At 46.0% G+C, this 24,368-nt stretch carries 25 protein-coding genes and 1 pseudogene; 17 read left to right on the plus strand and 9 right to left on the minus strand.

Going from position 1 to position 24,368, the window contains the following annotated elements; translation table 11 throughout:
• Positions 1–140 precede the first annotated feature (140 nt).
• A complete protein-coding gene (locus ACH97_RS03870; RefSeq protein ID WP_229129363.1) occupies positions 141–1,079 on the plus strand; it encodes a phosphoglycerate dehydrogenase in 939 nt (312 codons plus the stop codon).
• A 30-nt stretch (positions 1,080–1,109) separates the two neighbouring features.
• Here the strand turns inward: ACH97_RS03870 and ACH97_RS03875 are convergent, their stop codons facing one another.
• Complete coding sequence (locus ACH97_RS03875) at positions 1,110–1,490, minus strand: VOC family protein (protein ID WP_035337948.1); 381 nt, start codon at positions 1,488–1,490, stop codon at positions 1,110–1,112.
• A gap of 142 nt (positions 1,491–1,632) precedes the next feature.
• Here ACH97_RS03875 and ACH97_RS03880 point away from each other — a divergent pair, with 142 nt between their 5' ends.
• From ACH97_RS03880 to ACH97_RS03890, 3 genes are all read left to right on the plus strand, one after another.
• A complete protein-coding gene (locus ACH97_RS03880; RefSeq protein ID WP_023856980.1) occupies positions 1,633–2,823 on the plus strand; it encodes a class I SAM-dependent rRNA methyltransferase in 1,191 nt (396 codons plus the stop codon).
• 99 nt (positions 2,824–2,922) lie between these two features.
• On the plus strand, positions 2,923–4,389 hold the full coding sequence (gene putP, locus ACH97_RS03885; RefSeq protein WP_035337945.1) for a sodium/proline symporter PutP: 1,467 nt from the start codon (positions 2,923–2,925) through the stop codon (positions 4,387–4,389).
• 10 nt (positions 4,390–4,399) lie between these two features.
• On the plus strand, positions 4,400–4,684 hold the full coding sequence (locus tag ACH97_RS03890) for a hypothetical protein (RefSeq protein WP_048350642.1): 285 nt from the start codon (positions 4,400–4,402) through the stop codon (positions 4,682–4,684).
• 59 nt (positions 4,685–4,743) lie between these two features.
• Here ACH97_RS03890 and ACH97_RS03895 read toward each other — a convergent pair whose 3' ends face one another.
• Complete coding sequence (locus ACH97_RS03895; protein ID WP_035337942.1) at positions 4,744–5,430, minus strand: CidB/LrgB family autolysis modulator; 687 nt, start codon at positions 5,428–5,430, stop codon at positions 4,744–4,746.
• A complete protein-coding gene (locus tag ACH97_RS03900) occupies positions 5,412–5,798 on the minus strand; it encodes a CidA/LrgA family holin-like protein (RefSeq protein ID WP_020453376.1) in 387 nt (128 codons plus the stop codon). Before ACH97_RS03900 ends, ACH97_RS03895 begins: the two co-directional genes overlap by 19 nt.
• A 483-nt stretch (positions 5,799–6,281) precedes the next feature.
• Between ACH97_RS03900 and ACH97_RS03905 the strand changes: the two genes are divergently transcribed.
• The 5 genes from ACH97_RS03905 to thiE all read left to right on the plus strand — a co-directional run bounded on the left by ACH97_RS03905 (position 6,282) and on the right by thiE (position 9,508).
• Entirely contained in the window at positions 6,282–6,710 is a 429-nt protein-coding gene (locus ACH97_RS03905; RefSeq protein WP_020453375.1) for a YwqH-like family protein, read from the plus strand.
• Positions 6,707–6,976 (plus strand): YwqI/YxiC family protein, encoded by a 270-nt coding sequence (locus ACH97_RS03910; RefSeq protein ID WP_020453374.1) that lies wholly within the window; start codon positions 6,707–6,709, stop codon positions 6,974–6,976. The genes ACH97_RS03905 and ACH97_RS03910 overlap by 4 nt, the downstream gene beginning before the upstream one ends.
• A 130-nt stretch (positions 6,977–7,106) precedes the next feature.
• A complete protein-coding gene (gene cidR / locus ACH97_RS03915) occupies positions 7,107–8,054 on the plus strand; it encodes a cidABC operon transcriptional activator CidR (RefSeq protein ID WP_048350643.1) in 948 nt (315 codons plus the stop codon).
• Positions 8,023–8,832 (plus strand): hydroxyethylthiazole kinase, encoded by an 810-nt coding sequence (gene thiM, locus ACH97_RS03920; RefSeq protein WP_035337939.1) that lies wholly within the window; start codon positions 8,023–8,025, stop codon positions 8,830–8,832. The genes cidR and thiM overlap by 32 nt, the downstream gene beginning before the upstream one ends.
• 1 nt (position 8,833) lies before the next feature.
• Positions 8,834–9,508 (plus strand): thiamine phosphate synthase, encoded by a 675-nt coding sequence (thiE, locus tag ACH97_RS03925; protein WP_025810599.1) that lies wholly within the window; start codon positions 8,834–8,836, stop codon positions 9,506–9,508.
• A gap of 28 nt (positions 9,509–9,536) precedes the next feature.
• Here the strand turns inward: thiE and ACH97_RS03930 are convergent, their stop codons facing one another.
• On the minus strand, positions 9,537–10,700 hold the full coding sequence (locus ACH97_RS03930) for an ROK family transcriptional regulator (protein ID WP_035337936.1): 1,164 nt from the start codon (positions 10,698–10,700) through the stop codon (positions 9,537–9,539).
• Positions 10,701–10,896: 196 nt separating this feature from the next.
• On the opposite strand from ACH97_RS03930, the gene xylA reads away from it, so the two are divergent.
• Complete coding sequence (gene xylA, locus ACH97_RS03935; RefSeq protein WP_023856988.1) at positions 10,897–12,243, plus strand: xylose isomerase; 1,347 nt, start codon at positions 10,897–10,899, stop codon at positions 12,241–12,243.
• Positions 12,243–13,742: a xylulokinase gene (xylB, locus tag ACH97_RS03940; RefSeq protein ID WP_035337931.1), complete on the plus strand. Its 1,500-nt coding sequence runs from the start codon at positions 12,243–12,245 to the stop codon at positions 13,740–13,742. The genes xylA and xylB overlap by 1 nt, the downstream gene beginning before the upstream one ends.
• A gap of 52 nt (positions 13,743–13,794) precedes the next feature.
• On the opposite strand, the gene ACH97_RS03945 is transcribed toward xylB, so the two are convergent.
• The 4 genes and pseudogenes from ACH97_RS03945 to ACH97_RS03965 form a co-directional block, all read right to left on the minus strand.
• A complete protein-coding gene (locus tag ACH97_RS03945; protein ID WP_025810602.1) occupies positions 13,795–15,333 on the minus strand; it encodes a solute symporter family protein in 1,539 nt (512 codons plus the stop codon).
• A pseudogene (locus ACH97_RS03950) lies at positions 15,330–15,644 on the minus strand (DUF485 domain-containing protein). The gene ACH97_RS03945 and the pseudogene ACH97_RS03950 overlap by 4 nt, the downstream one beginning before the upstream one ends.
• Before the next feature lie 181 nt (positions 15,645–15,825).
• Positions 15,826–16,389, minus strand: coding sequence for a flavodoxin family protein (locus ACH97_RS03955; protein WP_025810603.1), 564 nt, complete (start codon positions 16,387–16,389; stop codon positions 15,826–15,828).
• 538 nt (positions 16,390–16,927) lie between these two features.
• Positions 16,928–17,077: an anti-repressor SinI family protein gene (locus tag ACH97_RS03965; RefSeq protein ID WP_023856995.1), complete on the minus strand. Its 150-nt coding sequence runs from the start codon at positions 17,075–17,077 to the stop codon at positions 16,928–16,930.
• Positions 17,078–17,877: 800 nt separating this feature from the next.
• Between ACH97_RS03965 and galE the strand changes: the two genes are divergently transcribed.
• From galE to qoxD, 5 genes are all read left to right on the plus strand, one after another.
• Entirely contained in the window at positions 17,878–18,867 is a 990-nt protein-coding gene (galE, locus tag ACH97_RS03970; RefSeq protein WP_023856996.1) for a UDP-glucose 4-epimerase GalE, read from the plus strand.
• A 472-nt stretch (positions 18,868–19,339) separates the two neighbouring features.
• Positions 19,340–20,308: a cytochrome aa3 quinol oxidase subunit II gene (gene qoxA, locus ACH97_RS03975; RefSeq protein WP_095291511.1), complete on the plus strand. Its 969-nt coding sequence runs from the start codon at positions 19,340–19,342 to the stop codon at positions 20,306–20,308.
• A gap of 17 nt (positions 20,309–20,325) precedes the next feature.
• A complete protein-coding gene (qoxB, locus tag ACH97_RS03980) occupies positions 20,326–22,275 on the plus strand; it encodes a cytochrome aa3 quinol oxidase subunit I (RefSeq protein WP_025810604.1) in 1,950 nt (649 codons plus the stop codon).
• Positions 22,276–22,289: 14 nt separating this feature from the next.
• Positions 22,290–22,904, plus strand: coding sequence for a cytochrome aa3 quinol oxidase subunit III (gene qoxC / locus ACH97_RS03985; RefSeq protein ID WP_023856999.1), 615 nt, complete (start codon positions 22,290–22,292; stop codon positions 22,902–22,904).
• Positions 22,904–23,269: a cytochrome aa3 quinol oxidase subunit IV gene (gene qoxD, locus ACH97_RS03990; RefSeq protein WP_023857000.1), complete on the plus strand. Its 366-nt coding sequence runs from the start codon at positions 22,904–22,906 to the stop codon at positions 23,267–23,269. The genes qoxC and qoxD overlap by 1 nt, the downstream gene beginning before the upstream one ends.
• Positions 23,270–23,368: 99 nt before the next feature.
• Here qoxD and ACH97_RS24570 read toward each other — a convergent pair whose 3' ends face one another.
• On the minus strand, positions 23,369–23,485 hold the full coding sequence (locus ACH97_RS24570; protein ID WP_423734433.1) for a lariocidin family lasso peptide: 117 nt from the start codon (positions 23,483–23,485) through the stop codon (positions 23,369–23,371).
• A gap of 171 nt (positions 23,486–23,656) precedes the next feature.
• Here ACH97_RS24570 and ACH97_RS03995 point away from each other — a divergent pair, with 171 nt between their 5' ends.
• Complete coding sequence (locus ACH97_RS03995) at positions 23,657–24,289, plus strand: response regulator transcription factor (RefSeq protein WP_026580278.1); 633 nt, start codon at positions 23,657–23,659, stop codon at positions 24,287–24,289.
• Positions 24,290–24,368: the final 79 nt, after the last annotated feature.

Here is a 24,368-nt window from a genome sequence, read left to right on the forward strand (position 1 = left end):
CTCATTTTAAATCGCAGGATGAATCGATATAATGACAACAAACCCTGACGTATCCCCATATTCGCTTGTTTCCTTTCGGAAACAAGCATTTTTCTTGGCTGCAAAAATTTTTTACGAATGGAGGAGCGCTTTTGGTTAAAGTGCTGTTGACACTTAACGGACTGTTTTACCGCGCAGCACCGCTGTTGAAGGAAAGGGTCGAACGGCTCGGCGCCGAATTTGCATTTTTGGATTCCAATCGGTTGACGAGACAGGATTTACTGACTCATATCAAGGATGTTCATATTTATATCGCCGGCGTTGAAAAAGTGGACCGGGAGCTGATCGACGCTGCCCCGGAACTAAGATATATCATGAAATTCGGTGCGGGAATCGACAATATTGATGTAGAATATGCAAGCGAAAAAGGAATCCTCGTCACGAATGCACCCGGCCAAAACGCCTCGGCAGTCGCCGATTTGGCATTCGGCCTTCTGCTGTCTGGCGCCCGTTCGATCCCGCAGTCAAACGCCGCAGTCAAAGCCGGTTTGTGGCAATCCGAGATGGGCTATGAGCTCGATGGAAAAACGCTGGGGCTTATCGGTTTTGGGGAAATTGGCAAAAAGGTTGCAAGACGGGCTTCCGGGTTTCATATGAACGTTTTGGCGTACGGCACATACAAAGACTACAATGCAGCCAAACGGCTGAATGTACGGTTTGCAGAGCTTGACGATCTCCTGGCAAAATCTGACTTTATGTGTATCAGCACGTCATTAAGACCTGCCACCTATCATTTGATCAATCAAGAAAAGCTGGCAAAAATGAAGAAAACCGCGTACCTGGTCAACATTGCCCGCGGAGAAGTGGTAGACGAAAGCGCGCTCATTCAAGCGCTTGAACAAAAACAGATCAGAGGTGCAGCATTGGACGTCTTTGAAACCGAACCGCCGGCCGCCCGGATCACTAGTCTCGGCAATGTCATATGCACGGCGCATATTGGTGGCGCTACGTATGAGAGCATCAGGCGCATCGAAGAGGTGACATATCAAAACATCAAAAGGTTTATCGAAAACCAGCCGCCGGCTTTCCGCGTTTCTTAAAGACTGGAAACGGCGAAAAGCCGCATCCGGTTATGTTCTTTGAAAAAACTCAATTATTTCTCCTTCGGGCCCAAAAAGAAAAAAATAGCGGAAGCCGTTTGGCAATACGGTGATCTCGTCTTCCATCAGCTTGATGCCGGCGCTTTTTACGCGGGCGAATTCAGCCTCGATATCATCGGTTGAGACGGCAAAATGATGTACTTTTCCTTCCTGAGGAAGACTGTCGTTATATCCCTCGATCAATTCAAGCTCTGTCTCGTCTCTGTTCTCAAAGCCTAAAAAAGCCAGCTTCATGATGCCGTTTGTATGGGTCATTCTGCCTTTAAGCGTCATTCCGATCACATTCTGGTAGAATGTGATCGAAGCATCAATGTCTTTCACCATCAGTCCTACGTGGTCAATTCGCGCCATTACGCCATTCCTCCTTTTGTTTCTCCATCATTTTAGAAAGGTCGGAATCATCTGTCAATTATCTCGATTACATGATGAATAAGAATATTGATCAGGCGTTATGGTAGGATAGAGAAGACTTTAAAATAAGGACTGAAATCAAATGCATACATTAAAAATAAAACATCCATTCGCTGCAAAAATGAAAAAGGGCTATCCCTTAATTGAAAAAGAAGCTGTTTCTTCGCAAGAAAACGGCATAAAAGAAGGTTCGCTGATCAGGGTTGCCGATGAAAACGGTACGTTTTTGGGAAAGGGCTACTATGGCGAGCAAAACAAAGGGATCGGCTGGATTCTGACCCGAAACGAAGAGGAATCAATTGATCAATCATTCTTTTTAAGCAGGCTGGCGAACGCCTTTCAGGCCAGAAAATCGCTTTTTCAAGACCCGGATACGACCGCTTTTCGTTTGTTTAACGGGGAAGGCGACGGAATCGGCGGCTTTACGATTGATTATTATGACGGCTACTATTTGTTCCAATGGTACAGCAAAGGGATTTATACGTTTAAGGAAGCGATTATGGAAGCCCTCGATGAATTGACAGACTATAAAGCCGTATATGAGAAAAAACGGTTTAATACGGCCGGGCAGTATGTAGAAGATGACGACTTTGTCAGAGGAGAGAGAGGGGAATTTCCGATCATTGTGAAAGAGAACGGCATACATTTTGCCGTTTACCTCAATGACGGTGCGATGACAGGCGTTTTTCTCGATCAGCGCCATGTCCGCAAGGCGGTTAGGGACCGGTATGCGGAAGGAAAAACCGTGCTCAACACCTTCTCATATACAGGTGCATTTTCTGTGGCGGCGGCGCTTGGAGGCGCTGAAAAAACGACGAGCGTTGATGTTGCAAACCGCAGTTTAAGCAGGACGATCGAACAATTCAGCGTGAACGGGCTGGATTATGAAGCTCATGATATTAAAGTCATGGACGTTTTTAAATATTTTCAATACGCGGCCAAAAAAGAACTCGCCTTTGACCTCGTCATCCTTGATCCGCCTTCATTTGCGAGAACAAAAAAGCATACATTCAGCGCGGCAAAGGATTATAAAAATCTGTTGAAAGACGCGATTCGAATCACTAAAGATCAAGGTGTGATCGTCGCTTCGACGAACAGCAGCGCTTTTGGGATGAAAAAATTCAAAGGTTTTATCGAAGCGGCATGCAAAGAAACGGGGACGCGCTTTACAGTGCTTGAGGAGCATTCGCTGCCCGAAGATTTTAAAACGGTGAAAAGCTATCCTGAAGGCGATTATTTAAAAGTTGTCTTTTTGCGGATCCGCCGCCGTTAATGTTAAGGGCGGGGAAAAATTTTGCGATAAAAACAATACCTGTCGATCAATTATTCATGTATATTGATATTACGCGAAAAACTCAGGCAGGGGGAAGTTATGGATTACGGAATTTTAATATCGATAGGTATTTATATGGCAGGAATGCTTTTTATCGGATATTTTGCATATCGAAGAACTTCAAATTTGACCGACTACATGCTTGGCGGAAGAAATCTGGGCCCCGCCGTCACCGCGTTAAGCGCAGGTGCTTCCGATATGAGCGGCTGGCTATTAATGGGGCTGCCTGGTGCGATGTTTCTGAACGGATTGAGCAGCGGCTGGATCGTTGTCGGTCTGACAATCGGCGCGTATTTGAACTGGGTGTATGTTGCGCCGAGGCTGAGAACGTATACGGAAACGGCCGGCAACAGCATTACCATACCCGATTATTTCGAAAACCGTTTTAAAGACGGTTCAAGGCTGTTACGGGTGACGTCGGCTTTCGTTATTTTAGTATTTTTCACTTTTTATACATCATCCGGAATGGTGGCGGGCGGAGAGCTGTTCAGAACAGCATTCCACCTTGATTATCGGATCGGCATCTGGCTGACGGCCGGGGTTGTCATTCTTTATACGCTCTTCGGGGGCTTTCTGGCTGTCAGCTGGACCGATTTTGTTCAAGGGACGATCATGTTTATTGCACTCATCTTAATGCCGATCGTCGTATTTGTCCAATTGGGGGGAATTGCGCCGGCGTTTTCGGAAGTGAACGCGGTCAACCCGGACCTCCTCCGTCCGTTTCAAGGAACAACCGCAATCGGTATTGTTTCTTTACTGGCGTGGGGGCTCGGCTACTTTGGACAGCCTCATATTATTGTCAGGTTTATGGCGATTTCAAGCGTGAAAGAGTTGAAGAGTGCCAGAAGAATCGGCATGGGCTGGATGATCTTTTCGATTTGCGGCGCGATGCTGACAGGACTCGTCGGCATCGCCTATTTCAGCGCAAATCATCTTTCGTTAAAGAATGCCGAGACGATATTCATTAAGTTGGCAGACCTTTTGTTCCCATCGATGATTACGGGATTTTTGCTGGCTTCCATTTTAGCAGCTGTCATGAGCACGATTTCTTCACAGCTTCTTGTAACCTCAAGCGCGCTGACAGAGGATTTTTATAAAGCGTTTGTCCGGAAAGGGGCTTCTGACAAAGAACTTGTTCTTGTCGGAAGGCTGTCTGTCCTCGCGATTTCACTGATCGCCCTCATGATGGCGCTTCACCCGAATGAAACGATATTGAATCTTGTCGGCTATGCGTGGGCAGGTTTCGGAGCAGCATTTGGTCCTGTCGTTCTGCTGAGTCTGTATTGGAAACGAATGACGAAGTGGGGCGCGCTTTCAGGGATGCTGTCCGGGGCGCTGACTGTTATTGTGTGGGAGCAAGTAAAAGCTTTTGACCCGGTTTATGAAATCATTCCCGGATTTATTGTTTGTACAGTCGTGATCATCGTTGTCAGCCTGATGACAAAGAAACCGTCCGTAGAGATTGAAAAGGAATTTGAGACGGCGGTTGAACAGCTGAAAGGTTGAGAATAGGGTGATGGTCTTTGTCAAAGTATTATGGACAATCACTTTTCTTACAGGGGCTTTCGCAGGATTTCTGTGGACATTTTCCAAAGAAAAAAGCGATGAATTTTTCTCGGAAATGACGGCGGATGGATCGGGAATCTTCACACTTTTCGGTTTGATTGGTTTGCTGTTCGCCAAGCTGTTAAAAGCAATTTCTCCAAAACTGCCGCATGACTGGGCTCTCAGGTGTATTTCTTTTATTCTGGCCCTTATATTATTGATAATGTCCATATTCATATGGCTGCTCGATGTCTAAATGAAAAAAACCAAATTGGCGGAAAAAAACTTCCCCAATTTGGTTTTTTTATTTTTCGGCTATGACACTGCAATAAGGGAAATGAGAAACGGCGCTGCGCAAAGCGTGATGATCGCAGCCAGGATCATCGATACGCTTGAAATCGTTCCGGACACGGAGCTGAGCTCAAATGCTTTTGATGTACCTGCGCCGTGGGCGCTTGTGCCAAGCAGCACGCCCCTTGCGATTTCATTATCAATCCGGAAGTAGCGAATGACCATCGGTCCGATCACTGACCCGGACAGGGCGGTCAATATAACAAAAACAGCGGTCACCGCGGGCATTCCGCCGATCATTTCAGAAACGCTCATTGCAATTGGCGTTGTGACCGATCTGGGAACGAGGCTCTCAATCAGGTCTTCATTCAGCTTGAAAAGTTTTGCGATAAACGCTGTTGACAGGATCGCGATACAGCAGCCTACAGTCACGTTGATAACGATCTCAACCGCGTATTTTTTCAAGACTGGAAAGTATTTGTACAACGGAATCGCAAAAGCCACGGTTGCCGGCTGGAGCATGTCTGTCAACAAGCGACCGCCCGCATTGTACGCTTCAAAGGGCACATTGATGAAAAGCAGCAGGCCGACAAGTATCACCGGCGTGACCAATAAAGGTGACGCATACACCTTTGGATGGCGTGAATACACCGCTTTTGCGCCCAGATAAATTAACACTGTTGCGATCAGGCTTAAGCATCCGATGAGCATGTTTTTTTCCTTTCCTTTCTTTTGGCAATCAATTGAGTCAGCATTCCGGTCGACACCATGACGACGAATGTACTGATGAGGACAACGAGTATAATGCTTGTGCCGAATTCAGCCAGAATATCTCCGTAGTTCATAATCCCGACGGCTGAAGGGACAAAGAACAAAAGCAGCTCCGCGAGCAGCCACAAGGCGCCGATTTCAATCCATTCCAGCTTAATGATTTTGAAATGAAGAAGCGCAAAAATGACGATAATCCCGAGAATGCTGCCGGGAATGTTTATATGAAGAACCTCGGCAATCAGATTCATGAAACGCGCGAATAAAAACAAAAGAGCGACCTGACCTAATCCTTTAATGAATGTTTTCATGTCATTATCCCCCTTTCTAAACATGAGTGTACATGAGTTTTAAGTATAGGTAAAATACATATACAGAATAGATATTATTCATTTTGTCTATAGTTAAAAGCGCAAATCAGGTCAAAAGAAACAGTTTCCTGACTAAAATTAGAAATTGTCGTCCGGAATCATTTGGCGATTTTTTGTGACCATTAAACTGCCGTATTCCCGTGCCTTTAGACTTGTCCGCGATGAAAGCGGTGTACAGATGATTCAAAAAGACGGGTTATATGTCCTTGAAATGCGCTGTGAGGAAGATGATGAACTGTGTATATATCCCTAAAAACAGTATTTACAGCCTATTCAACATCCGTGATTTTCGACTTAAACTATAAATATTGGAAATGAGAGCAAGTCCAGTCAAAGATGTGAATCTATGAAAAACCAACCGAATCATAATTTGACAAGGAAACAATCCATGCGAATCATACTGCAATTTCAGAGGTGACAATAATGGACTACTCAGACACGCTGCAAAAAATACACGGTGTCCTCTCTCATAAGGCGGCAGAGCTGGAAGAACAAATTGCAAGGCTGGAGCGGGCAAAGCGCGATGTAGAGCGGGAACAAAACCTCGGAATCGAAGAAATCAGGCAGATTTTGCGTCCGAACCTTGATGAGTCGTGGACCGGAAGCAGGGCAGCCGATTTTGACGAAGCACGTGATGAAGCGCACACGGCAATGTACAGAATTTTCACCGATGAATATGATCGGTATATTCATAAAATTGATTTAAAGATATTTGCTTTAGATTCTGAAAAAGGGGCTGTTCAAGCTGCAAGCTGGTCAGCCGACCGGGCGGACTTTCTGATGGAAAAAGGAGAGGAGGCCGTCGACGCTCTGCACAGCACAATCAACGGTTTAAAAGGGTGGTTGAAATGAGCAAAACGATTAAACTTAACCATGCAGCGGTTATGAAGCAGCTGGAGCAAGTAAGCAGCACGCTTCAAGCCGTGTCTTTAAAAAGCCCGTCAGCCGGAGCGCTCGGGCGGAACAACCTTGATTTTACGAAAAAGTGGCTTGAACGCGAAGCCGAAATTTGCAATATGGTCGAACAGTATAAAGAGGCTGTTCGTAAAAACATTGAGGACACCCGCTCCAATGTGGACACGCTGAAGGAACAGGATGAAGCGATTGCCCGAAGATAGGCGCTGCCGGCTGTATGCCGGCGGCGTTTTTTTATGTTGATGTAGAAGGGTGCTCCACGGGGGTGCAGAAAACAATGAAATTGGTTTAGAATATGAATACAAGCAGGAACTCTGAAAGGGTGTCAAACAAATGGACATACGCCACTTAACCTATTTCTTGGAGGTAGCCCGTCTGAAAAGCTTCACAAAAGCCGCTCAGTCATTATACATATCTCAGCCGACAATTTCCAAAATGATTAAAAATCTTGAAGAAGAGCTCGGGATTGAGCTGTTTTACCGGCGGGGGCGTCAGATCGAGCTGACTGATGCGGGGCAAAGCATGTATGTGCAGGCCCAGGAAATCACCAAGTCGTTTCAAAATTTAACTTCAGAGCTGAATGACTTGATGGACGTCAAAAAAGGGCACGTGCGGATCGGTTTGCCGCCGATGATCGGCTCCGGCTTTTTTCCGAAAGTGATAGGGGATTTCAGAGACAAATATCCGAACGTCACCTTTCAGCTTGTTGAGCACGGCTCTGTGAAAGTGCAGGAAGGAGTGGAAGACGGATCGCTTGATATCGGCGTTGTCGTCTTGCCTGCAAAAGAGGAGATTTTTCACTCCTTTACAATCGTAAAAGAAGACTTGATGCTGATCGTCCACCCGTCTCATCGTTTTGCCGATGCGGATGAGATCGAGCTTCGGCAGTTAAGCGAAGAACCGTTTATCTTTTTCCGGGAAGACTTTGTTCTTCACGAACGGATCATTACGGCTTGCTTGAAGGCTGGATTTCAGCCGAATGTCATTTATGAAACCTCGCAATGGGATTTCATCAGCGAAATGGTTTCCGCTAACCTTGGAATCGGGCTTTTGCCCGAAAGAATCTGCCGCGATCTTGACCCGGAAAGAGTGAGAATCATTCCGCTGGTGAGGCCGGCCATTCCTTGGCATGTCGCCGTCATTTGGAGAAAAGACCGCTATCTGTCGTTCGCGGCGAGGGCGTGGATTGATCATACAAAATCGTATATATATGGAGCGAAAATTCAAAAACAGAAGGGAATGCAGCCGAATGAATCTGGAAGATGCCGCAAGAGGAATTGAAAAAGTCAGAAAGCAAAAACCGCTCGTACACAATATGACAAACAATGTCGTCACCAATTTTACGGCGAACGGTTTACTGGCTCTCGGCGCATCGCCGGTGATGGCGTATGCGAGGGAAGAAGCCGCCGACATGGCAAAGATCGCCGGAGCCCTTGTGCTGAACATCGGCACGCTCAGCCGGGAATCTGTTGAATCGATGATCATTGCAGGAAAGTCCGCCAATGAACACGGTGTGCCGGTTATTTTTGACCCAGTCGGTGCTGGGGCGACGCCGTTTCGAACAGAATCGGCTCAAGCGATTATGCGCGAAGTGAAGGTTTCCGCCGTCAGAGGCAATGCCGCGGAAATTGCCAACACGCTTGGAGAGGACTGGCTGATCAAAGGCGTGGATGCAGGCGAAGGGAGCGGCGACAGAAAAGAGCTCGCCAAAAAAGCCGCGAAATTATGGGATACAGCCGTCATCATAACCGGAGCTGAAGATGTCATAACGGATGGAACAAAAACGTATACCGTAGGCAACGGACATCAACTGTTAACGAAAGTGACGGGGACAGGCTGTCTGTTTACCTCTGTCATCGGTGCGTTTTGCGCCGTTGAAAAAGACGTTTGCCATGCCGCTGTATCTGCAGCCGCTTTTTATGGAACGGCGGCCGAGTTGGCCGCGGAGAAAACGGAAAACCTGGGGCCCGGAAGCTTTCAAATCGAGTTTTTGAATCAGCTTGCCGCTGTTGAAGCGATGGATATAAAAGAACGCGGCAGGATCAGAGAGGTGGAATAAGATGACGCGAGTCTCAAAAGAAACGATGAAAGATCTGTTGTCAGTCTATTTTATTATGGGTTCAAACAATACTGCAGGCGATCCTTTAACTGTCATTGAACAAGCCTTAAAAGGCGGTGCGACACTTTTTCAATTCCGCGAAAAAGGCGAGGGCGCGTTAAAAGCAGGAGATCAAAAGGCGTTTGCTCGACAGGTGCAGGCTCTTTGCAAACAGTTCAATGTTCCGTTTATCATCAACGATGATGTAGAACTTGCGCTTGCGCTTGACGCCGATGGTGTGCATATCGGGCAGGATGATGATAAGGCCGCCGACGTCAGAGCGAGAATCGGGGACAAAATCCTCGGCGTTTCCGCGCATACACTTGAAGAAGTCGTAAAGGCGGAAAAGGATGGAGCGGATTATATCGGTGCAGGGCCGGTTTACCCGACTGAAACAAAGCGGGATACAAAAGCTGTGCAGGGTGTCTCGCTCATTCAAGAGCTCCGCAGGCAGGGGATTGGCATACCTGTGGTCGGAATCGGCGGGATCACGGCCGAAAACTGCGCCCCCGTCATCGAGGCCGGCGCTGACGGCATCAGTGTCATCAGCGCCATCAGCAAAGCTGCCGATCCAAAGGCGGCCGCCGAGGCGTTCAGCAAGAAAGTGCAAGCTGCTAAACAAAGCGCGCATTCCTAAATGGAATATGCGCTTTTTGATATAAAAATTAAAATCTCTCGTTCATAAACCGTTCCAGAAAATGCCCGATCACCAGGGAGGACATGCCGAGCGATGAGGCAGTGCGGCCAAGTGAGGAGATTTTCAAATGATAATTAGACAAGGCTTCTGCAGCACTTCTTGAGGCAATCGTTTTTTTAATCGCATCGACGATGATCGGATAGGATTCCACAATGGTATTCCGCAAGATAATCGTATCGGGATTCAACGTCTTCAAGATGTTGAGAAGTCCGATGCCGATATGAAAACCGAATCTTTCAAACGTCTCCATCATCCCCGGATCACTGCGGTCTGCAAGTTCTTTAACGGTTTCGTAAAGCGAGGCTTCGGAATTCGCTCCATAGTGAGAGAAGACGGCTTTTTCCGAAGCGTAAAGCTCCCAGCAGCCTCTATTCCCGCACCGGCACAATGGGCCGTCAAAGTGAATGGACATGTGCCCGGCTTCTCCGGAAAAACCTTGCACACCTCTAAACAGTTTTCCATTCATTAAAATCCCTAAACCAATCCCGGTATTAATGCTGACAAACACGGCATGCTCCAGCTGTCCGGCTTCTCCGTATTTCTTCTCGCCAACGGCGCCGGCGTTTGCTTCGTTTTCAATTAAAATGGGAACGCCGAACCTTTCTTCCAGTTTTTCCTTTAACGGAATCAAATGGATTGGCTTATTTGGCGTAAACACCACCTGCCGTTCGTTGTCTACCAAGCCGGGTACGCAAACGCCGATTCCGGTCAATCCGTATGGGGAAGGCGGTATTTTGTCAACGGCTAGCCCTGTCAATTCGATTAATGCCTCTTCTGTCGCCTGAATGTCTTCTTCATCCAGCGTCCGTTCGAATTGTTCAATCAAATGCCCTTCAAGATCGGTTAACACAACAATCAGATAATTGGTTCCGATATCTATACCGACCGCATAGCCGGCTTTTCGATTGAATTTCAGCATCACGGGCCTCCTGCCGCCGCTTGACTCGCCGGGGCCGGTTTCATAAATGATGTCCTTTTGAAGCAAGGAAGATACTTGGGAGGAAACGGTCGCTTTATTTAATCCCGTTATTTCCGAAAGTTTTGCTCTTGAAATGGGTGCGTTCTCAATAATCTGCTCAAGAATCAGAGCTTTGTTCATTTTTTTTACAAGGGCTTGATCCGCTGTATTCAATGTCAATCACTCCATTGTTTTGAAGCTGTGAATTTATTATAGTATAACAAATTTAGAAAACTCAATTTTTTCCTTCGTTTCCATTGAAAGCGGTTGATTCATCTTGTAAAATAAATACAAGGGAGTTAGTTTAATGGTTAAACAAACTTATTTTTTAACGTTTGCTTTGCAAGGAAAAGTGAAGGGGGAGATCGGAATGTTTTTTAGAAATGTCGGAGTGATTGAGTATGAAGGAGCCGATTCGGAAAATCCTTACGCATTTAAATATTACAACCCTGATGAATACGTCGGCGGCAAAACGATGAAGGAACATCTTCGCTTCGCTGTTGCGTATTGGCATACCTTTGATGCGGACGGGAAAGACCCTTTCGGTGACGGGACGATGTTCCGGCCGTGGAACCGGATGACACATCCTTTGGATAAAGCAAAAGCCCGGGCGGAAGCGGCTTTTGAATTCTTTGAAAAGCTCGGCGTGCCCTATTTCTGCTTTCATGACGTTGATATCGTTGATGAAGGAGCAACGTTGCGTGAGACATTTACGTATTTGGATCAAATGTCGTCTTTTCTTAAAGAAATGATGGAGACTAGCCGTGTTCAGCTGCTTTGGAATACAGCCAATATGTTTACCCATCCGAGGTATGTCCACGGGGCCGCAACTTCCTGCAATGCGGATGTCTATGCCTATGCGGCCGCAAAAGTGAAAAAAGGACTGGATATCGCCAAGGAGCTTGGAGCGGAAAACTATGTGTTCTGGGGCGGAAGAGAAGGTTATGAAACATTGCTGAATACAAATATGAAGCTTGAACTCGAAAACTTGGCTTCATTTTATAGAATGGCGGTTGAGTATGCGCGCGAAATCGGTTTTGACGGCCAATTTTTGATCGAGCCGAAGCCGAAGGAGCCGACGAAGCACCAATACGATTTTGATGCGGCCACAACGATCGCTTTTTTAGAAACTTACGGTTTAAAAGACCATTTTAAACTCAATCTTGAGGCGAACCATGCGACCTTGGCCGGGCATACATTTGAGCATGAACTACGGGTGGCTGCCTTGCACGACGTGCTGGGTTCCATTGACGCCAATCAGGGCGATTTGCTCCTGGGCTGGGATACTGATGAGTTCCCGACCGATCTGTATTCTGCAGTACTTGCGATGTATGAAATTTTGAAAGCAGGCGGGTTTAAAACCGGTGGTATTAACTTCGATGCTAAAGTAAGGCGCCCGTCTTTTGCGGATGAAGACTTATTTCACGCTCATATCGCAGGAATGGATACGTATGCAGTCGGCTTGAAAGTCGCCTCCCGTCTGCTTGAAGACAAAGCCCTCGACCAGATCATTGAAGAGCGTTATGAAAGCTATACGAAAGGGATCGGGCTTGAGATCAAAGAAGGCCGCACCGATCTGAATAAGCTTGCCGCATACGCTCTTGAACACGACCAAATTGAAAATCAGTCAGGCCGCCAGGAACGACTGAAAGCGACCGTTAACCGTTACTTATTGAACGCTTTGCGCGAAGCGCCGGCAGAAAAGGAGACACGCTAGTGGAATACGTGATCGGGGTCGACCTCGGCACCAGCGCGGTTAAAATCATCCTTGTCAATCAGCGGGGAGAGCTGTGCGGCGAGGTCTCCAAACCATTTTCCATCATTCAGCCCCATTCCGGTTATTCTGAACAGGATCCCGCAGAATGGGCGGTAAAAACGAAGGAAGCCATTAAGGAATTAGTTATGCATTTCCCGGGAAAAGCATCTCAGATTAAAGGGATCAGCTTTTCCGGACAGATGCATGGATTGGTACTTTTAAACGGCAAAGGAGAGGTTTTGCGAAACGCGATCCTGTGGAACGATACACGGACAACCGAACAATGCCGTCTGATTAACGAGAAAGTCGGAAAGGAGCGCCTGCTCGAGATCGCGAAAAACCCGGCGCTCGAAGGCTTTACCCTTCCGAAGCTTTTATGGGTGAAAGAACATGAAAAAAAGTTGTTTGAAAAGGCGGCCGTTTTTTTGCTGCCGAAAGACTACGTCAGGTACACGATGACGGGGCGTCTGCACAGCGAATATTCAGATGCGGCCGGAACGCTCCTGCTCGATGTGAAACATCAGACATGGAGCGGGGAAATCTGCAGCAAGCTCGGCATCCCGGAGTCCTTATGTCCGGATCTGATTGAGCCGTGCGCCTGTGTCGGCGGCGTCAGTCCGGAATTCGCGGCCGAAACCGGTCTGGCTCCTGAAGTCAAGGTGTTTGCCGGCGGCGCTGATAATGCATGCGGCGCGGTCGGCGCCGGTATTTTAAGAGAAGGAACGGCCCTTTGCAGCATAGGCACCTCAGGGGTTGTTCTCACATATGAATCAAACCGAGATCAAGCGTTTGATGGCAATATTCATTTTCTGAACCACGCCGCCCCCAATGCGTTTTATTCAATGGGAGTGACGCTTTCCGCAGGACGCAGCTTCAGCTGGTTTAAAGATGTATTTGCCGGGCAAACGTCATTTGACGAATTAATTAGCGATATTGACCATTCCCGTCCCGGTGCCCGGGGGCTGCTGTTTACCCCTTACTTGTCAGGGGAGAGAACCCCTCATGCCGACGCAGATATTCGCGCCAGCTTCATCGGGATGGACAGCGCACATACACGGGCGGACTTCGTCAGAGCCGTCATTGAAGGCATCACATTCTCCCTACACGAGAGCATTGAACAATTCCGTGCCGCGGGAAAGGATATCAGCCGCGTGATTTCAATCGGCGGAGGCGCCAAAAGCGATCAATGGCTGCAAATCCAGGCGGATATCTTCAACGCCGACATCATCAGACTCACAAGCGAACAGGGGCCGGCATATGGAGCAGCCATGATCGCGGCCGTCGGGTGCGGCTGGTTTCCGTCGCTTGAAGCTTGTGCAGACCGATTCGTTCTCATCAAAGAAACCTTTTCACCCCGCCGTGAATACAGCAGACAATACAAAGCTCTGTTTCAAATTTACAGAGATGTCTACCGGCACACGAAAGCGCTGAACGAGCGGCTGGCGAGCTTTCGGGAATAAAAAAACTTATGAGCCGGCCGGCTCATAAGTTTTTTTCGGGTGTGCATCCAGTTTAAGATTGATCCATGTGAATGCCTGTATGCGCTTTGACCTGAATTTCTGCAAATGCTTCTTGATCAGGGGTTTTTGAAGACAGAATCGTCCCGAGATAAGCGCCTAGAAAGCCGAGCGGAATGGAGATGATACCCGGGTTGGAAAGCGGGATCAGCGGTTCCCCAACAAAGATAGCGTTTCCGGCCGGGTCCCAGACACTCGGGCTGATGGAGACGAGAATCAGCGCGCTTAAAAGACCGGTCAGACTGCCGGCCAAAGCGCCGGCCGCATTAAATCTTTTCCAGAAGACGGTGAAGATAATGAGCGGCAGATTGGCGCTTGCCGCCACGGCAAATGCAAGCGAGACAAGAAACGCGACATTCAGCGATTGGGCGAAGACAGCAAGCAGAATCGAAAGGACGGATACGCCGATGGAAGCCCATCTTGCAGCGATCATTTGCTCTTTTTCCGTAGCCGCGCCTTTTCTGATAATCTGGCTGTATATATCATGCGCAAAAGCGGATGCCGCCGACAGCACAAGGCCTGTGACCACCGCCAAAATCGTTGCGAACGCGATGGCTGAGACGAAGGCGAACAGAAAATCTCCGCCGAGCGCCTGAGCAAGCAGCGGTGCAGCCATGTTCCCCGCTTTATCGGCAGCTAAAATGTTTTCAAAACCGACAAACGCGGCAGCACCAAAACCGAGAAAGACCGTCATAATATAAAATATACCGATAATCCATGTAGCCGAGATTACCGATTTCCTTGCCGTTTTGGCATCTTTTACTGTATAAAACCGGATGAGAATGTGAGGCAGGCCGGCTGTCCCGAGGACGAGTGCCAAATTGAGTGAAAGTGTTTCAAGAGGAACTTTATACTTATTGCCGGGGTTCAAAAAATCAGCCCCAAGCGGAGTAGCTGTTTTCATTTGTTCAAACATGTTCGTCAGGCTGAAGCCGAATTTTGAAAAAACGATGATTGAGATAATGAGCGTCCCTGCCATCAAGAGAACGGCCTTGATGATCTGGACCCAGCTGGTTGCGATCATTCCTCCGAATACGACGTATATGGTCATCAAAACCCCGACAATGCACACGGCCAGCGTATAATCGATGCCGAGCAGAAGCTTGATCAGCGCACCGGCGCCGACTAACTGTGCAATCATATAAAAGGTGGAGATCGTGATCGTGTTTAATGCGGCGACACCGCGAATTTTCTTTTGTTTAAAACGAGAGGCAATCATGTCCGCCATTGTAAATTTGCCGAGGTTTCGGAGCGGCTCTGCCACAATGTAAAGCACGACTAAATAAGCGACGAGGAAGCCGATGCTGTAGAAAAAACCGTCAAACCCGTTCAAAGCGATCATCCCGGCAATGCCGAGGAAAGAAGCCGCTGACATGTAATCTCCCGCAATAGCCAGTCCGTTTTGAATGCCGGTAAGCCCTCCTCCCGCCGTGTAAAACTCATTGGCCGTTTTTGTCTGTTTGGCCGCGAAATACGTAATGACAAGCGTGAGAGCAACAATGGCAAGAAACAGAATAAAGGCTGTGGCACTCATGAATCAACGCCTCCAATCTTCTTTTTGAAATCGCTTGCAATTTGATCGAATTGACCGGCTTTTTTTGTATACATAATGCACAGCGTCCATGTCATAACAAACTGAGCTATCGCAAAAACCCATGCCCATGTGATGGCTCAGACTGCCGGCTGATTCAAAAATGTGAAGTATGATGTCATAACCGGCAGCAGGAAATAAAAGAGCAGAAAGAAAATCGTCATCGGTACAATAAAAGCCCGTTTCCGTGATAACAACCGCTGGAACTCCGGAGATGCCGCAGCTTTGCTGTAATCTATTTTGCCTTCTCTCATTTGTTCTTTGCCCCTCCTTGTGTTTGTCTGAAAAGATACAACAAAGGTATGTAACACGCTCCGGATTTATTCTTCAATTTTCACACAGCGTTTTATTTATATAAGATGAAAGACCTGATCATCTCGAATAAATGTTTTTTCCATAAAAGAAACCGTTTGTTCACCTTTTTCTTCTCATTTGTCATGCCTTCCGCCTCGTTTCCGCCTCTGTCAGCTTCCTTCTCAGTTCATTTGCAGACGCAATCGCTTCCCGGTCTGTTATCACGCCGCCGGGCTTGTTTCCTTTGCCGAGCAAATAGCCGTCGAATGTCATGTTCATAAAATCAAATATGTAGTGAAACTGTTGAATGAGCGGCAGCCCTTTCAAGCGGGGATCATCGTCTCCGACAGCTGCCACGTAGACCGTTTTTTTCGCCATTTGCTGTTTAAATGCAGATCTTCCATGCTCTATCAATGTCTGTGACCAGCGGTCAATAAAATTTTTCATCAGACCCGACATGCCGTACCAATAGATCGGAGTGGCGAAAACTAGGATATCCTTCTCCAGCACCCGGCTGATCAGGTCTCTGTAGTCATCATCAGGGTAAAAAGGGGCTGTATTGCTGTGCCTGTAGTCCGATACGGGCTGAATGTGATAGTTTCGCAGAAATATCTTATCGGCATCAAGTCCGTCTACTAATCGATTCATCAGTTCTTCCGTATTTCCATTTTCACGGGAGCTTCCGCAGATTGCTGCTATCCCCATATTGTTTCATCCTCCTTTGGAATCGGTCATGAATTCAGTTTAAGATAACAACAATCATCAGTAAAATTGATATTTTAGATATTTACCATCGGAAAAATCGATTATATAAGCGAACTTAACAGAAAAGAGAGAATGGAAAGGAAGCATGAGGATATTATCAGAAGGATCAAGACGAAAAGCTCCGCCCCCCTTCGGGAGAAAGGCAATCGAAACCGATGCAGAAGAAAGTGAATGGGACTGCTGGCGTCAGCGTTGGTTAGCAATGGCTCTAAAACGCCTTATTCAATCCGGTCTGGTACCCCTTAAGAGAGTGAAGCTGGAAAAATGAAACGACCTATGTACAGGGCAAAGGTAAGGCTGCTCCTTAAAACGCGCGTTTCTATGGAGCAGACAGAATCTATACACAGGCAGCAGGCCTGCTGCTCAAATACGTCATTATCAATTAAAACACTCGTTAAAACAGCCGGTTGGATCATCTTGATAGATCAAGATTCAACAGAACCGCCTGTTTTTTTGGATAACTGATGCTTCTAAACGCTTACTGCTTTATCGGTTTTTCAGCATCGCTTTGGACGGGCTGACTGTGAAGAAATTCTTTCACATCTTCAATTTGCAGCCCAAGTTTTTTCGCCTCCTTCATCAAAATCACCCAATCTTTGTCCAACTTGTGTTTCGTTTGAGTATTCATAGCTTCCTCCAATATGATAAGACGTTGTTCACCTCAAAGAAAAAAACGGTTTTTCCTTGAGATGCAATAAAAGTTATAAAACAACAGCCATGTGAAAACAATGACAAATTTCATAAAAAATTCACAAAGTCATCTTTGATAAACCTACCTATTCCCTAAATAACTGACTAAAAAAACCAAAAAATCTTAGATTCTTACTTATAATAATAAACAATCAATTACTGACTGGATAGTATTCAATTAAAAATGATCATTTTTCCCTATTAAGAATTTCTCAATTGCAGCCGAATATCCTTTGAATATTCTAAAAATAAGAAAGAGATTTTTGGCAGATTATTACGAAAAAGTATTGGAAAATCAATGGTTTCAAGGAATGATTTAGAATAAAGACATGGTGGGTAGGGAGGGTCCTTTCGGCTTAGTTGCTGTATGGGTTAAAGAAGGGTAATGCGAAAATACTATTATCGACCAGTATTAAGTGGAAAAAAAGAACATTGGTTTCAAATGCAGAGAAAAAAGTATAGCTTTTGCCTCAAAATCGCTTTAATTCACCAGGATGAAACCATTGTAATGGATAAAAACCCGAACTATTCCTTGTAAGGCATTTAATGGAACAGAAACCTTTCCACTTGTTTTGCCCCTAGTTTTTATTTGAAGAAATGATGAAAATACGAGCTGGAAAATGCTGAAGGTGGTAAAATGAAAAAGCGAATATATCATCTTAGGATTAAAAAAGAGATTCACAGGCGTTTTATAGATTTAAAATGGAAGAATAACGCCGCTGAAAGGAGAGAAATGAATTGGCAATATTAGTATGCGGAGGGGCGGGCTATATTGGAAGCCATGCTGTAGCGGAACTGTTAAGCCGCAATGAAGAAGTCGTGATTATTGATAACCTGCAAACTGGACATCAAGAGGCGGCTTTAAAGGGAGCTTCTTTCTATAATGGAGATCTGCGCGATGAAGCATTCCTAAGAAAAGTGTTTCAGGAAAACGAGATTGAGGCTGTCATGCATTTCGCGGCCGATTCTTTGGTTGGAGAAAGCGTAACAGATCCTCTCAAATATTATGACAACAATGTTTACGGAGCCGTTTGCCTGTTAAAGGTCATGAAAGAGTTCGATGTAAAGCAAATTGTCTTCTCATCAACGGCTGCAACATACGGAGAACCGGATCGTGTGCCGATTATGGAAACAGATCCGACAGATCCGACAAACCCGTACGGGGAAACGAAGCTCGCGATTGAAAAAATGCTGAAGTGGTCTGAAAAAGCATATGGAATCCGTCATGTCGTCCTTCGCTACTTTAATGTTGCCGGTGCGCATGTAGACGGATTGGTCGGCGAAGATCATCAGCCTGAGACGCACCTGATCCCGATCATTCTTCAAGTCGCGCTTGGCAAACGCGACAAGATTATGATTTTCGGCGACGACTATCCGACTGCAGATGGTACGTGCATCAGAGACTACATCCATGTAATGGATCTGGTCGACGCGCATATTCTCGCTGTCGAAAGGCTTCGAAAGGGCGGAGAAAGCACTGTATACAATCTCGGAAACGGCACGGGCTTTTCGGTCAAAGAAGTCGTTGAAACAGCCCGGAAAGTGACAGGCTGCCCGATACCGGCGGAGGTTGCAGAGCGGCGTGCTGGAGACCCGGCACAGCTGATCGCCTCTTCTGAAAAAGCAGTGAAAGAACTGGGATGGCAGCCGAAATACGCCGAGCTGGAAACGATCATTGACAGCGCGTGGAAGTGGTTTAAAGCACATCCGAACGGCTATCAAAGCTAGAATGCGGTGACGCCTATTAAATAGGATGAAAAAGAGCTTTCAGTTACAGAAGGAAGCTCTTTTTTGATGTTTTGAAGTTTAAAGCGTGCTGTCAACAGGGAAAAGGAATGGAGGAAGATAATGATTCACTATGAAAAAATTTAACAATGTTAAATTAATGATTGACCAAAGTTTTTTATTGTGGTAAACCTAAATTTGACAGATTTTTTGTTTCGGAGGGATTTGTCAGCTCTTGCTATGTGTGTAAAAAGAACTAAAAAATTACCAGTCTATTTCCTTCATTATTCATAATATCATGAACAAATTTTGACGATTTTGTGACATTTGGGTGAAAAAAAGGTGAACAATCGAAAAAAATAAGGCTAATTGGTGAAGATTTTGATAGCATAGCAAGGTAGAAGAAAAAAGTTTTTCAGAATCCTTTTATCTTAGATATTCTGACCAAATTTTAGACATCATTTAAGGAAGGATGGTGATCCTCTTGTTCAGAGCATTTAAACCACTGATTATGCTGACTCTACTTTCCTCCATTTTTTTATTGGGCGGCTGCAGTCAAATCGCGGTATTGGATCCTAAAGGACCGGTTGCTTCGCAGCAAAGAGATCTTATTCTATTATCGATTGGATTTATGCTGTTTATCGTAGCGGTCGTATTTGTCCTTTTTACTGTGATGATTGTGAAATACCGTGAGCGTAAAGACAGAAAGTCTCCTTACAGCCCGGAAGTAGAAGGCAATACATTTTTAGAAATCGTCTGGACAGTGGTTCCGATTTTAATTGTTATTGCGCTGTCAGTGCCGACAGTTCAAACAATTTATTCTCTAGAAGAGGCTCCAAAAGCATCAAAGGACAAGGAACCTTTGGTCGTATATGCGACATCTGTCGATTGGAAATGGGTATTCAGCTACCCGGAACAGGATATCGAAACGGTCAACTATTTGAATATCCCGACAGACAGACCGATCTTGTTTAAAATCTCATCTGCCGATTCTATGGCGTCACTGTGGATTCCGCAGCTTGGCGGGCAAAAATATGCCATGTCCGGAATGGAAATGGAGCAATATTTGCAGGCAGACCATGAGGGTACTTATAAAGGCCGAAATGCAAACTTCACAGGTGAAGGTTTTGCAGAACAACAGTTTAATGTCAAAGCGGTATCTGAAAGCAAGTTTAACGACTGGGTGAAGAAAACGCAGAAAGAAGCTCCTAAGCTGACGAAAAACCAGTACGATGAACTGATGCTTCCTCAGCATGCGGACGAAATGACGTTCTCATCGACACACCTGAAGTATGTTAACCACGGAAATGATGCGGAATACGCCATTAAAGCGCGCGAAAGATTGGGCTATAAACCATTGTCTCCGCACTCAAAATCAGATCCGTTTGAAAACGTGAAGACAAACAAAGATCAAAAACAATCTGAAGACCAAGATTCTCACTAGGAAAGGAGGAAGCTTGCATGAATTTGAAATGGGACGAATTCATAATTACAGGTGACCCATTAATTCTTGGAGCACAGATTTCCATTTTGCTTACATCCATTGCAATCGTATTTGTGCTGACATACTTCAAAAAATGGAAATGGCTTTGGAGAGAATGGATTACCACCGTCGATCATAAACGTTTAGGAATCATGTACCTCATTGCCGCAGTCATTATGTTCTTCCGCGGCGGCGTCGACGGGTTAATGATGCGTGCCCAGCTCACGCTTCCTAATAACAGCTTTTTAGATTCAAACCACTATAATGAAGTGTTTACGACACACGGTACGATCATGATCATTTTCATGGCGATGCCGTTTCTTATTGGATTAATGAACGTCGTCGTACCGCTCCAAATCGGTGCGCGCGATGTTGCATTCCCGTATTTGAACAACTTGAGCTTCTGGACCTTCATGGTCGGAGCGATGCTGTTTAATATTTCATTCGTCATCGGCGGATCGCCGAATGCAGGATGGACGGCTTACATGCCGCTTGCAGGCAATGAGCTGAGTCCTGGGCCTGGGCAAAACTATTACTTGCTCGGACTTCAGATCGCGGGTATCGGTACGCTTCTCACCGGGATTAACTTTATGGTGACCATCCTGAAAATGCGTACAAAAGGCATGACCCTATGGCGGATGCCGATGTTCACTTGGACAACGTTGATTACTTGTGTGATTATCATTTTCGCCTTCCCTGTCTTGACAGTGGCTTTGGCGCTGATGACATTTGACCGCTTGTTCGGAACAGCCTTTTTCACCTTGGCGAACGGCGGTATGCCGATGCTGTGGGCGAACTTGTTCTGGATTTGGGGACATCCTGAGGTTTACATCGTTATTTTGCCTGCTTTCGGTATTTTTTCAGAAATCATTGCGACATTCGCAAGAAAGCAGCTGTTCGGCTACAAAGCAATGGTTTATTCAATTGTTGCCATTTCGGTTCTCAGCTTCGTCGTTTGGCTGCACCACTTTTTCACAATGGGCAACAGTGCGGCGGTCAACTCGTTCTTCTCGATTACGACGATGGCGATATCGGTGCCGACCGGAGTTAAAATCTTTAACTGGCTGTTGACGCTGCATCGAGGCAGAATCAAAATCACAACGCCGATGCTGTGGTCGCTTGCATTTATTCCGAACTTCGTCATCGGCGGTGTTACGGGCGTTATGCTTGCGATGGCAGCTGCGGATTATCAATATCACAACACATACTTCCTCGTATCGCACTTCCACTATGTGCTGATCGCGGGTACTGTGTTTGCATGTTTCGCCGGATTGATCTTCTGGTATCCGAAAATGTTCGGTCACAAACTGAACGAACGCATCGGAAAATGGTTTTTCTGGCTGTTCATGACGGGCTTTAACATCTGCTTCTTCCCGATGTATTTCCTTGGATTGCAAGGAATGCCTCGCCGTATTTACACATACGGAGCAGAAGACGGCTGGACTGCATTGAACATGATTGCGACATTCGGCGCATTGCTGATGGCCGCAGGATTCATCGTTCTCTGCTACAACATTTTCTACAGCTTCCGTCATTCAAAACGCGAAGAATCAGGAGATGCTTGGGGAATGGGTCGTACACTTGAGTGGGCTACATCTTCTGCGATCCCGCCGCACTATAACTTTGCGGTTCTGCCTGAGGTTACATCACCTGACGCATTTGCGCAAATGAAGGAAGACAATGTCGAGATTCATCCTGAAAGCAAGTTTAAAAAGATTCATATGCCGAGCAATTCAGGCCGTCCGTTTCTCATGTCATTATGCTTCGGATTTGCTGGATTCGGGCTTGTCTTTGAATGGTTCTGGATGGGAATCGTCGGTCTGATCGGTGTATTCCTCTGTATGATTCTTCGTTCATTTGAATATGACGACGGCTACTATGTAAGTGTTGAGGAAATAAAAGAGACTGAACGAAAGAATGCCAAGTAAAGGAGGCGGGATTGATGGAACATGCAGAACACAGCAATTCTAACGCTCCTATGGAATACCGTTCTGAAATCGGAAGGTTGAATATCCTTGGCTTTTGGATTTTTCTTGGAGCGGAGATTGCTTTATTCTCTACGTTATTTGCGACCTATGCTGTTCTTCATAACAGAACAGCGGGGGGCGTACTGCCGGCAGAACTGTTCGACGCAAAGCTCGTTTTAATCATGACGTTCCTGCTGTTAACGAGCAGTTTCACATGCGGCATCGCAGTGCATGAGATGCGCCGCGGCAGTTTGAAAGGCGTGATGATCTGGATGATCATTACCCTGTTGCTCGGTGCTGGGTTTGTCAGCTATGAGCTTTATGAGTTCAATCATTATGTACACGAAGGTGCCACTTTATCGACAAGTGCTTACTGGTCATCTTTCTTTGTTCTATTGGGAACACACGGACTGCACGTATCGATCGGTATCTTCTGGATTATCGGCATTTTGCTTCAGACGAAAAAGCGCGGCCTAACCCCGCAAACGTCTGCTAAGCTGTTTATCTCAAGTTTGTATTGGCACTTCTTAGACGTGGTATGGATTTTCATCTTTACCGGCGTCTATTTGATAGGGTTGGTGAATGTATAATGGCAGCAAAACAATCGGCTGAACACAGCCACTTTCCTTGGAAGCATATTGTCGGGTTCGTGTTGTCCATTGTGCTGACCTTACTGGCCTTGTGGGTGATTTATACGGATTTAAGCATGGCTGCAAAGCTGTGGATTATTTTCGGTTTTGCGATCATCCAAGCTGGACTTCAGCTCTTAATGTTTATGCATATGACTGAAAGTGACAGCGGCAAAATCCAAGTCGGGAATACGCTGTTTGCCGCATTTATTGCGGTTGCGATTATTGCCGGTTCCGTCTGGATCTTTGCTGCTCACAACTATCACGGAGACAACCCTGAGGGCGGTACTCCAGGTGCAAAGCATTCTGAGCACAGCGGACATTAATTGATTGGCAAAAGAGTGCGGATTTCAACGATCCGCACTCTTTTTTGGTTGCTGAACGGAAAAAGAGAGAGCCACAGGCTCTCTCTTTCTCATACACTCTTAACCGCGTTTTACGCCGCGGCCGAATTTGCCGTCGCCCGGCTTGCTCTTTTTAGAAAGAGTAACAGTCAGGAATGTACCATAGTTTTTAACTTGGGCAGTTTCCAATTTGCGCATCTGTGTCACCTCCTTATTACTTCCAGTTGATTACATATTCATGCTATCATAGAATAAAGTGGTAAAAACCACAAAAAGGCACGAAAACCCGACATCATCCTTCAATTCTATTCATAGGGTTTTTATTGCGGTATTTGTTCGGAGGAAACTGATTTAAGGAGAGTGTTACTGATGATACGCGTGTTGTTAGTAGACGACTACAGGGTTCTGACATCCGGAATGAAGGAAATATTAAAAAAATATAATATGGATGTCATCGTTTGCCACGAAGGAAATGAAGCTCTCGACCTCTTAAAAAATCAAGAGGTACATATAGACGTTTTTCTTTATGATTTAAAAATGCCGGGAATGAACGGGTTGGAGCTGTCTCTTAAAACGCTGGAAACCGCACCTCAATCCAAAATTATCATTATGTTTTCGGGAGATGAAATTCACTCATATTTTAATAAGCTGATTGAGGCCGGAGTTAAAGGGTTTATCGATAAATCGTATACAGACAGCATGATTGCTTCGAGTATTTTATTGTGTTTAAAAGGGGCTGTGTTATTTCCCGACGGCTTGCTGCAAAAACTGAGGCTTGATTCCGATCTCGCGGTGGACGAGCATTTAACAGACACAGAACTGGATATTTTGCAGAAGGTGGCCAGCGGTAAAACAAATAAAGAGATCGCAGCAGACCTACAAATGTCGACGCGCAACGTAGAGTATCACTTGAGCAAAATCTATAAAAAGCTCAAAGTAACGTCACGGTACTGCGCAGTAAAAAAAGGAACGATGCTTAATTTGATCAAGCAGAAAGTTTAGACAAAGTATATATTTGCTTTTCCCTGCAAAAGAGAGTCGATAGGCTCTCTTTTTCTTTTTCCTCCGAATAAATCCCGTA

This window comes from Bacillus paralicheniformis, from assembly GCF_001042485.2.
Classification (GTDB): Bacteria; Bacillota; Bacilli; order Bacillales; family Bacillaceae; genus Bacillus; species Bacillus paralicheniformis.

Bases quoted from the DNA above. Each gene is read 5' to 3' on its own strand.
- thiM (WP_035337939.1), top strand. From the start codon at position 8,023: ATGAATCTGGAAGATGCCGCAAGAGGAATTGAAAAAGTCAGAAAGCAA.
- ACH97_RS03900 (WP_020453376.1), bottom strand. From the start codon at position 5,798: ATGAAAACATTCATTAAAGGATTAGGTCAGGTCGCTCTTTTGTTTTTA.
- ACH97_RS03945 (WP_025810602.1), bottom strand. From the start codon at position 15,333: ATGAGTGCCACAGCCTTTATTCTGTTTCTTGCCATTGTTGCTCTCACG.
- ACH97_RS24570 (WP_423734433.1), bottom strand. From the start codon at position 23,485: ATGCGCAAATTGGAAACTGCCCAAGTTAAAAACTATGGTACATTCCTG.
- thiE (WP_025810599.1), top strand. From the start codon at position 8,834: ATGACGCGAGTCTCAAAAGAAACGATGAAAGATCTGTTGTCAGTCTAT.
- ACH97_RS03905 (WP_020453375.1), top strand. From the start codon at position 6,282: ATGGACTACTCAGACACGCTGCAAAAAATACACGGTGTCCTCTCTCAT.
- ACH97_RS03910 (WP_020453374.1), top strand. From the start codon at position 6,707: ATGAGCAAAACGATTAAACTTAACCATGCAGCGGTTATGAAGCAGCTG.
- ACH97_RS03965 (WP_023856995.1), bottom strand. From the start codon at position 17,077: ATGAATACTCAAACGAAACACAAGTTGGACAAAGATTGGGTGATTTTG.
- ACH97_RS03955 (WP_025810603.1), bottom strand. From the start codon at position 16,389: ATGGGGATAGCAGCAATCTGCGGAAGCTCCCGTGAAAATGGAAATACG.
- ACH97_RS03995 (WP_026580278.1), top strand. From the start codon at position 23,657: ATGATACGCGTGTTGTTAGTAGACGACTACAGGGTTCTGACATCCGGA.
- ACH97_RS03875 (WP_035337948.1), bottom strand. From the start codon at position 1,490: ATGGCGCGAATTGACCACGTAGGACTGATGGTGAAAGACATTGATGCT.
- ACH97_RS03880 (WP_023856980.1), top strand. From the start codon at position 1,633: ATGCATACATTAAAAATAAAACATCCATTCGCTGCAAAAATGAAAAAG.
- cidR (WP_048350643.1), top strand. From the start codon at position 7,107: ATGGACATACGCCACTTAACCTATTTCTTGGAGGTAGCCCGTCTGAAA.
- putP (WP_035337945.1), top strand. From the start codon at position 2,923: ATGGATTACGGAATTTTAATATCGATAGGTATTTATATGGCAGGAATG.
- qoxC (WP_023856999.1), top strand. From the start codon at position 22,290: ATGGAACATGCAGAACACAGCAATTCTAACGCTCCTATGGAATACCGT.
- xylA (WP_023856988.1), top strand. From the start codon at position 10,897: ATGTTTTTTAGAAATGTCGGAGTGATTGAGTATGAAGGAGCCGATTCG.
- qoxD (WP_023857000.1), top strand. From the start codon at position 22,904: ATGGCAGCAAAACAATCGGCTGAACACAGCCACTTTCCTTGGAAGCAT.
- ACH97_RS03895 (WP_035337942.1), bottom strand. From the start codon at position 5,430: ATGCTCATCGGATGCTTAAGCCTGATCGCAACAGTGTTAATTTATCTG.
- qoxB (WP_025810604.1), top strand. From the start codon at position 20,326: ATGAATTTGAAATGGGACGAATTCATAATTACAGGTGACCCATTAATT.
- ACH97_RS03890 (WP_048350642.1), top strand. From the start codon at position 4,400: ATGGTCTTTGTCAAAGTATTATGGACAATCACTTTTCTTACAGGGGCT.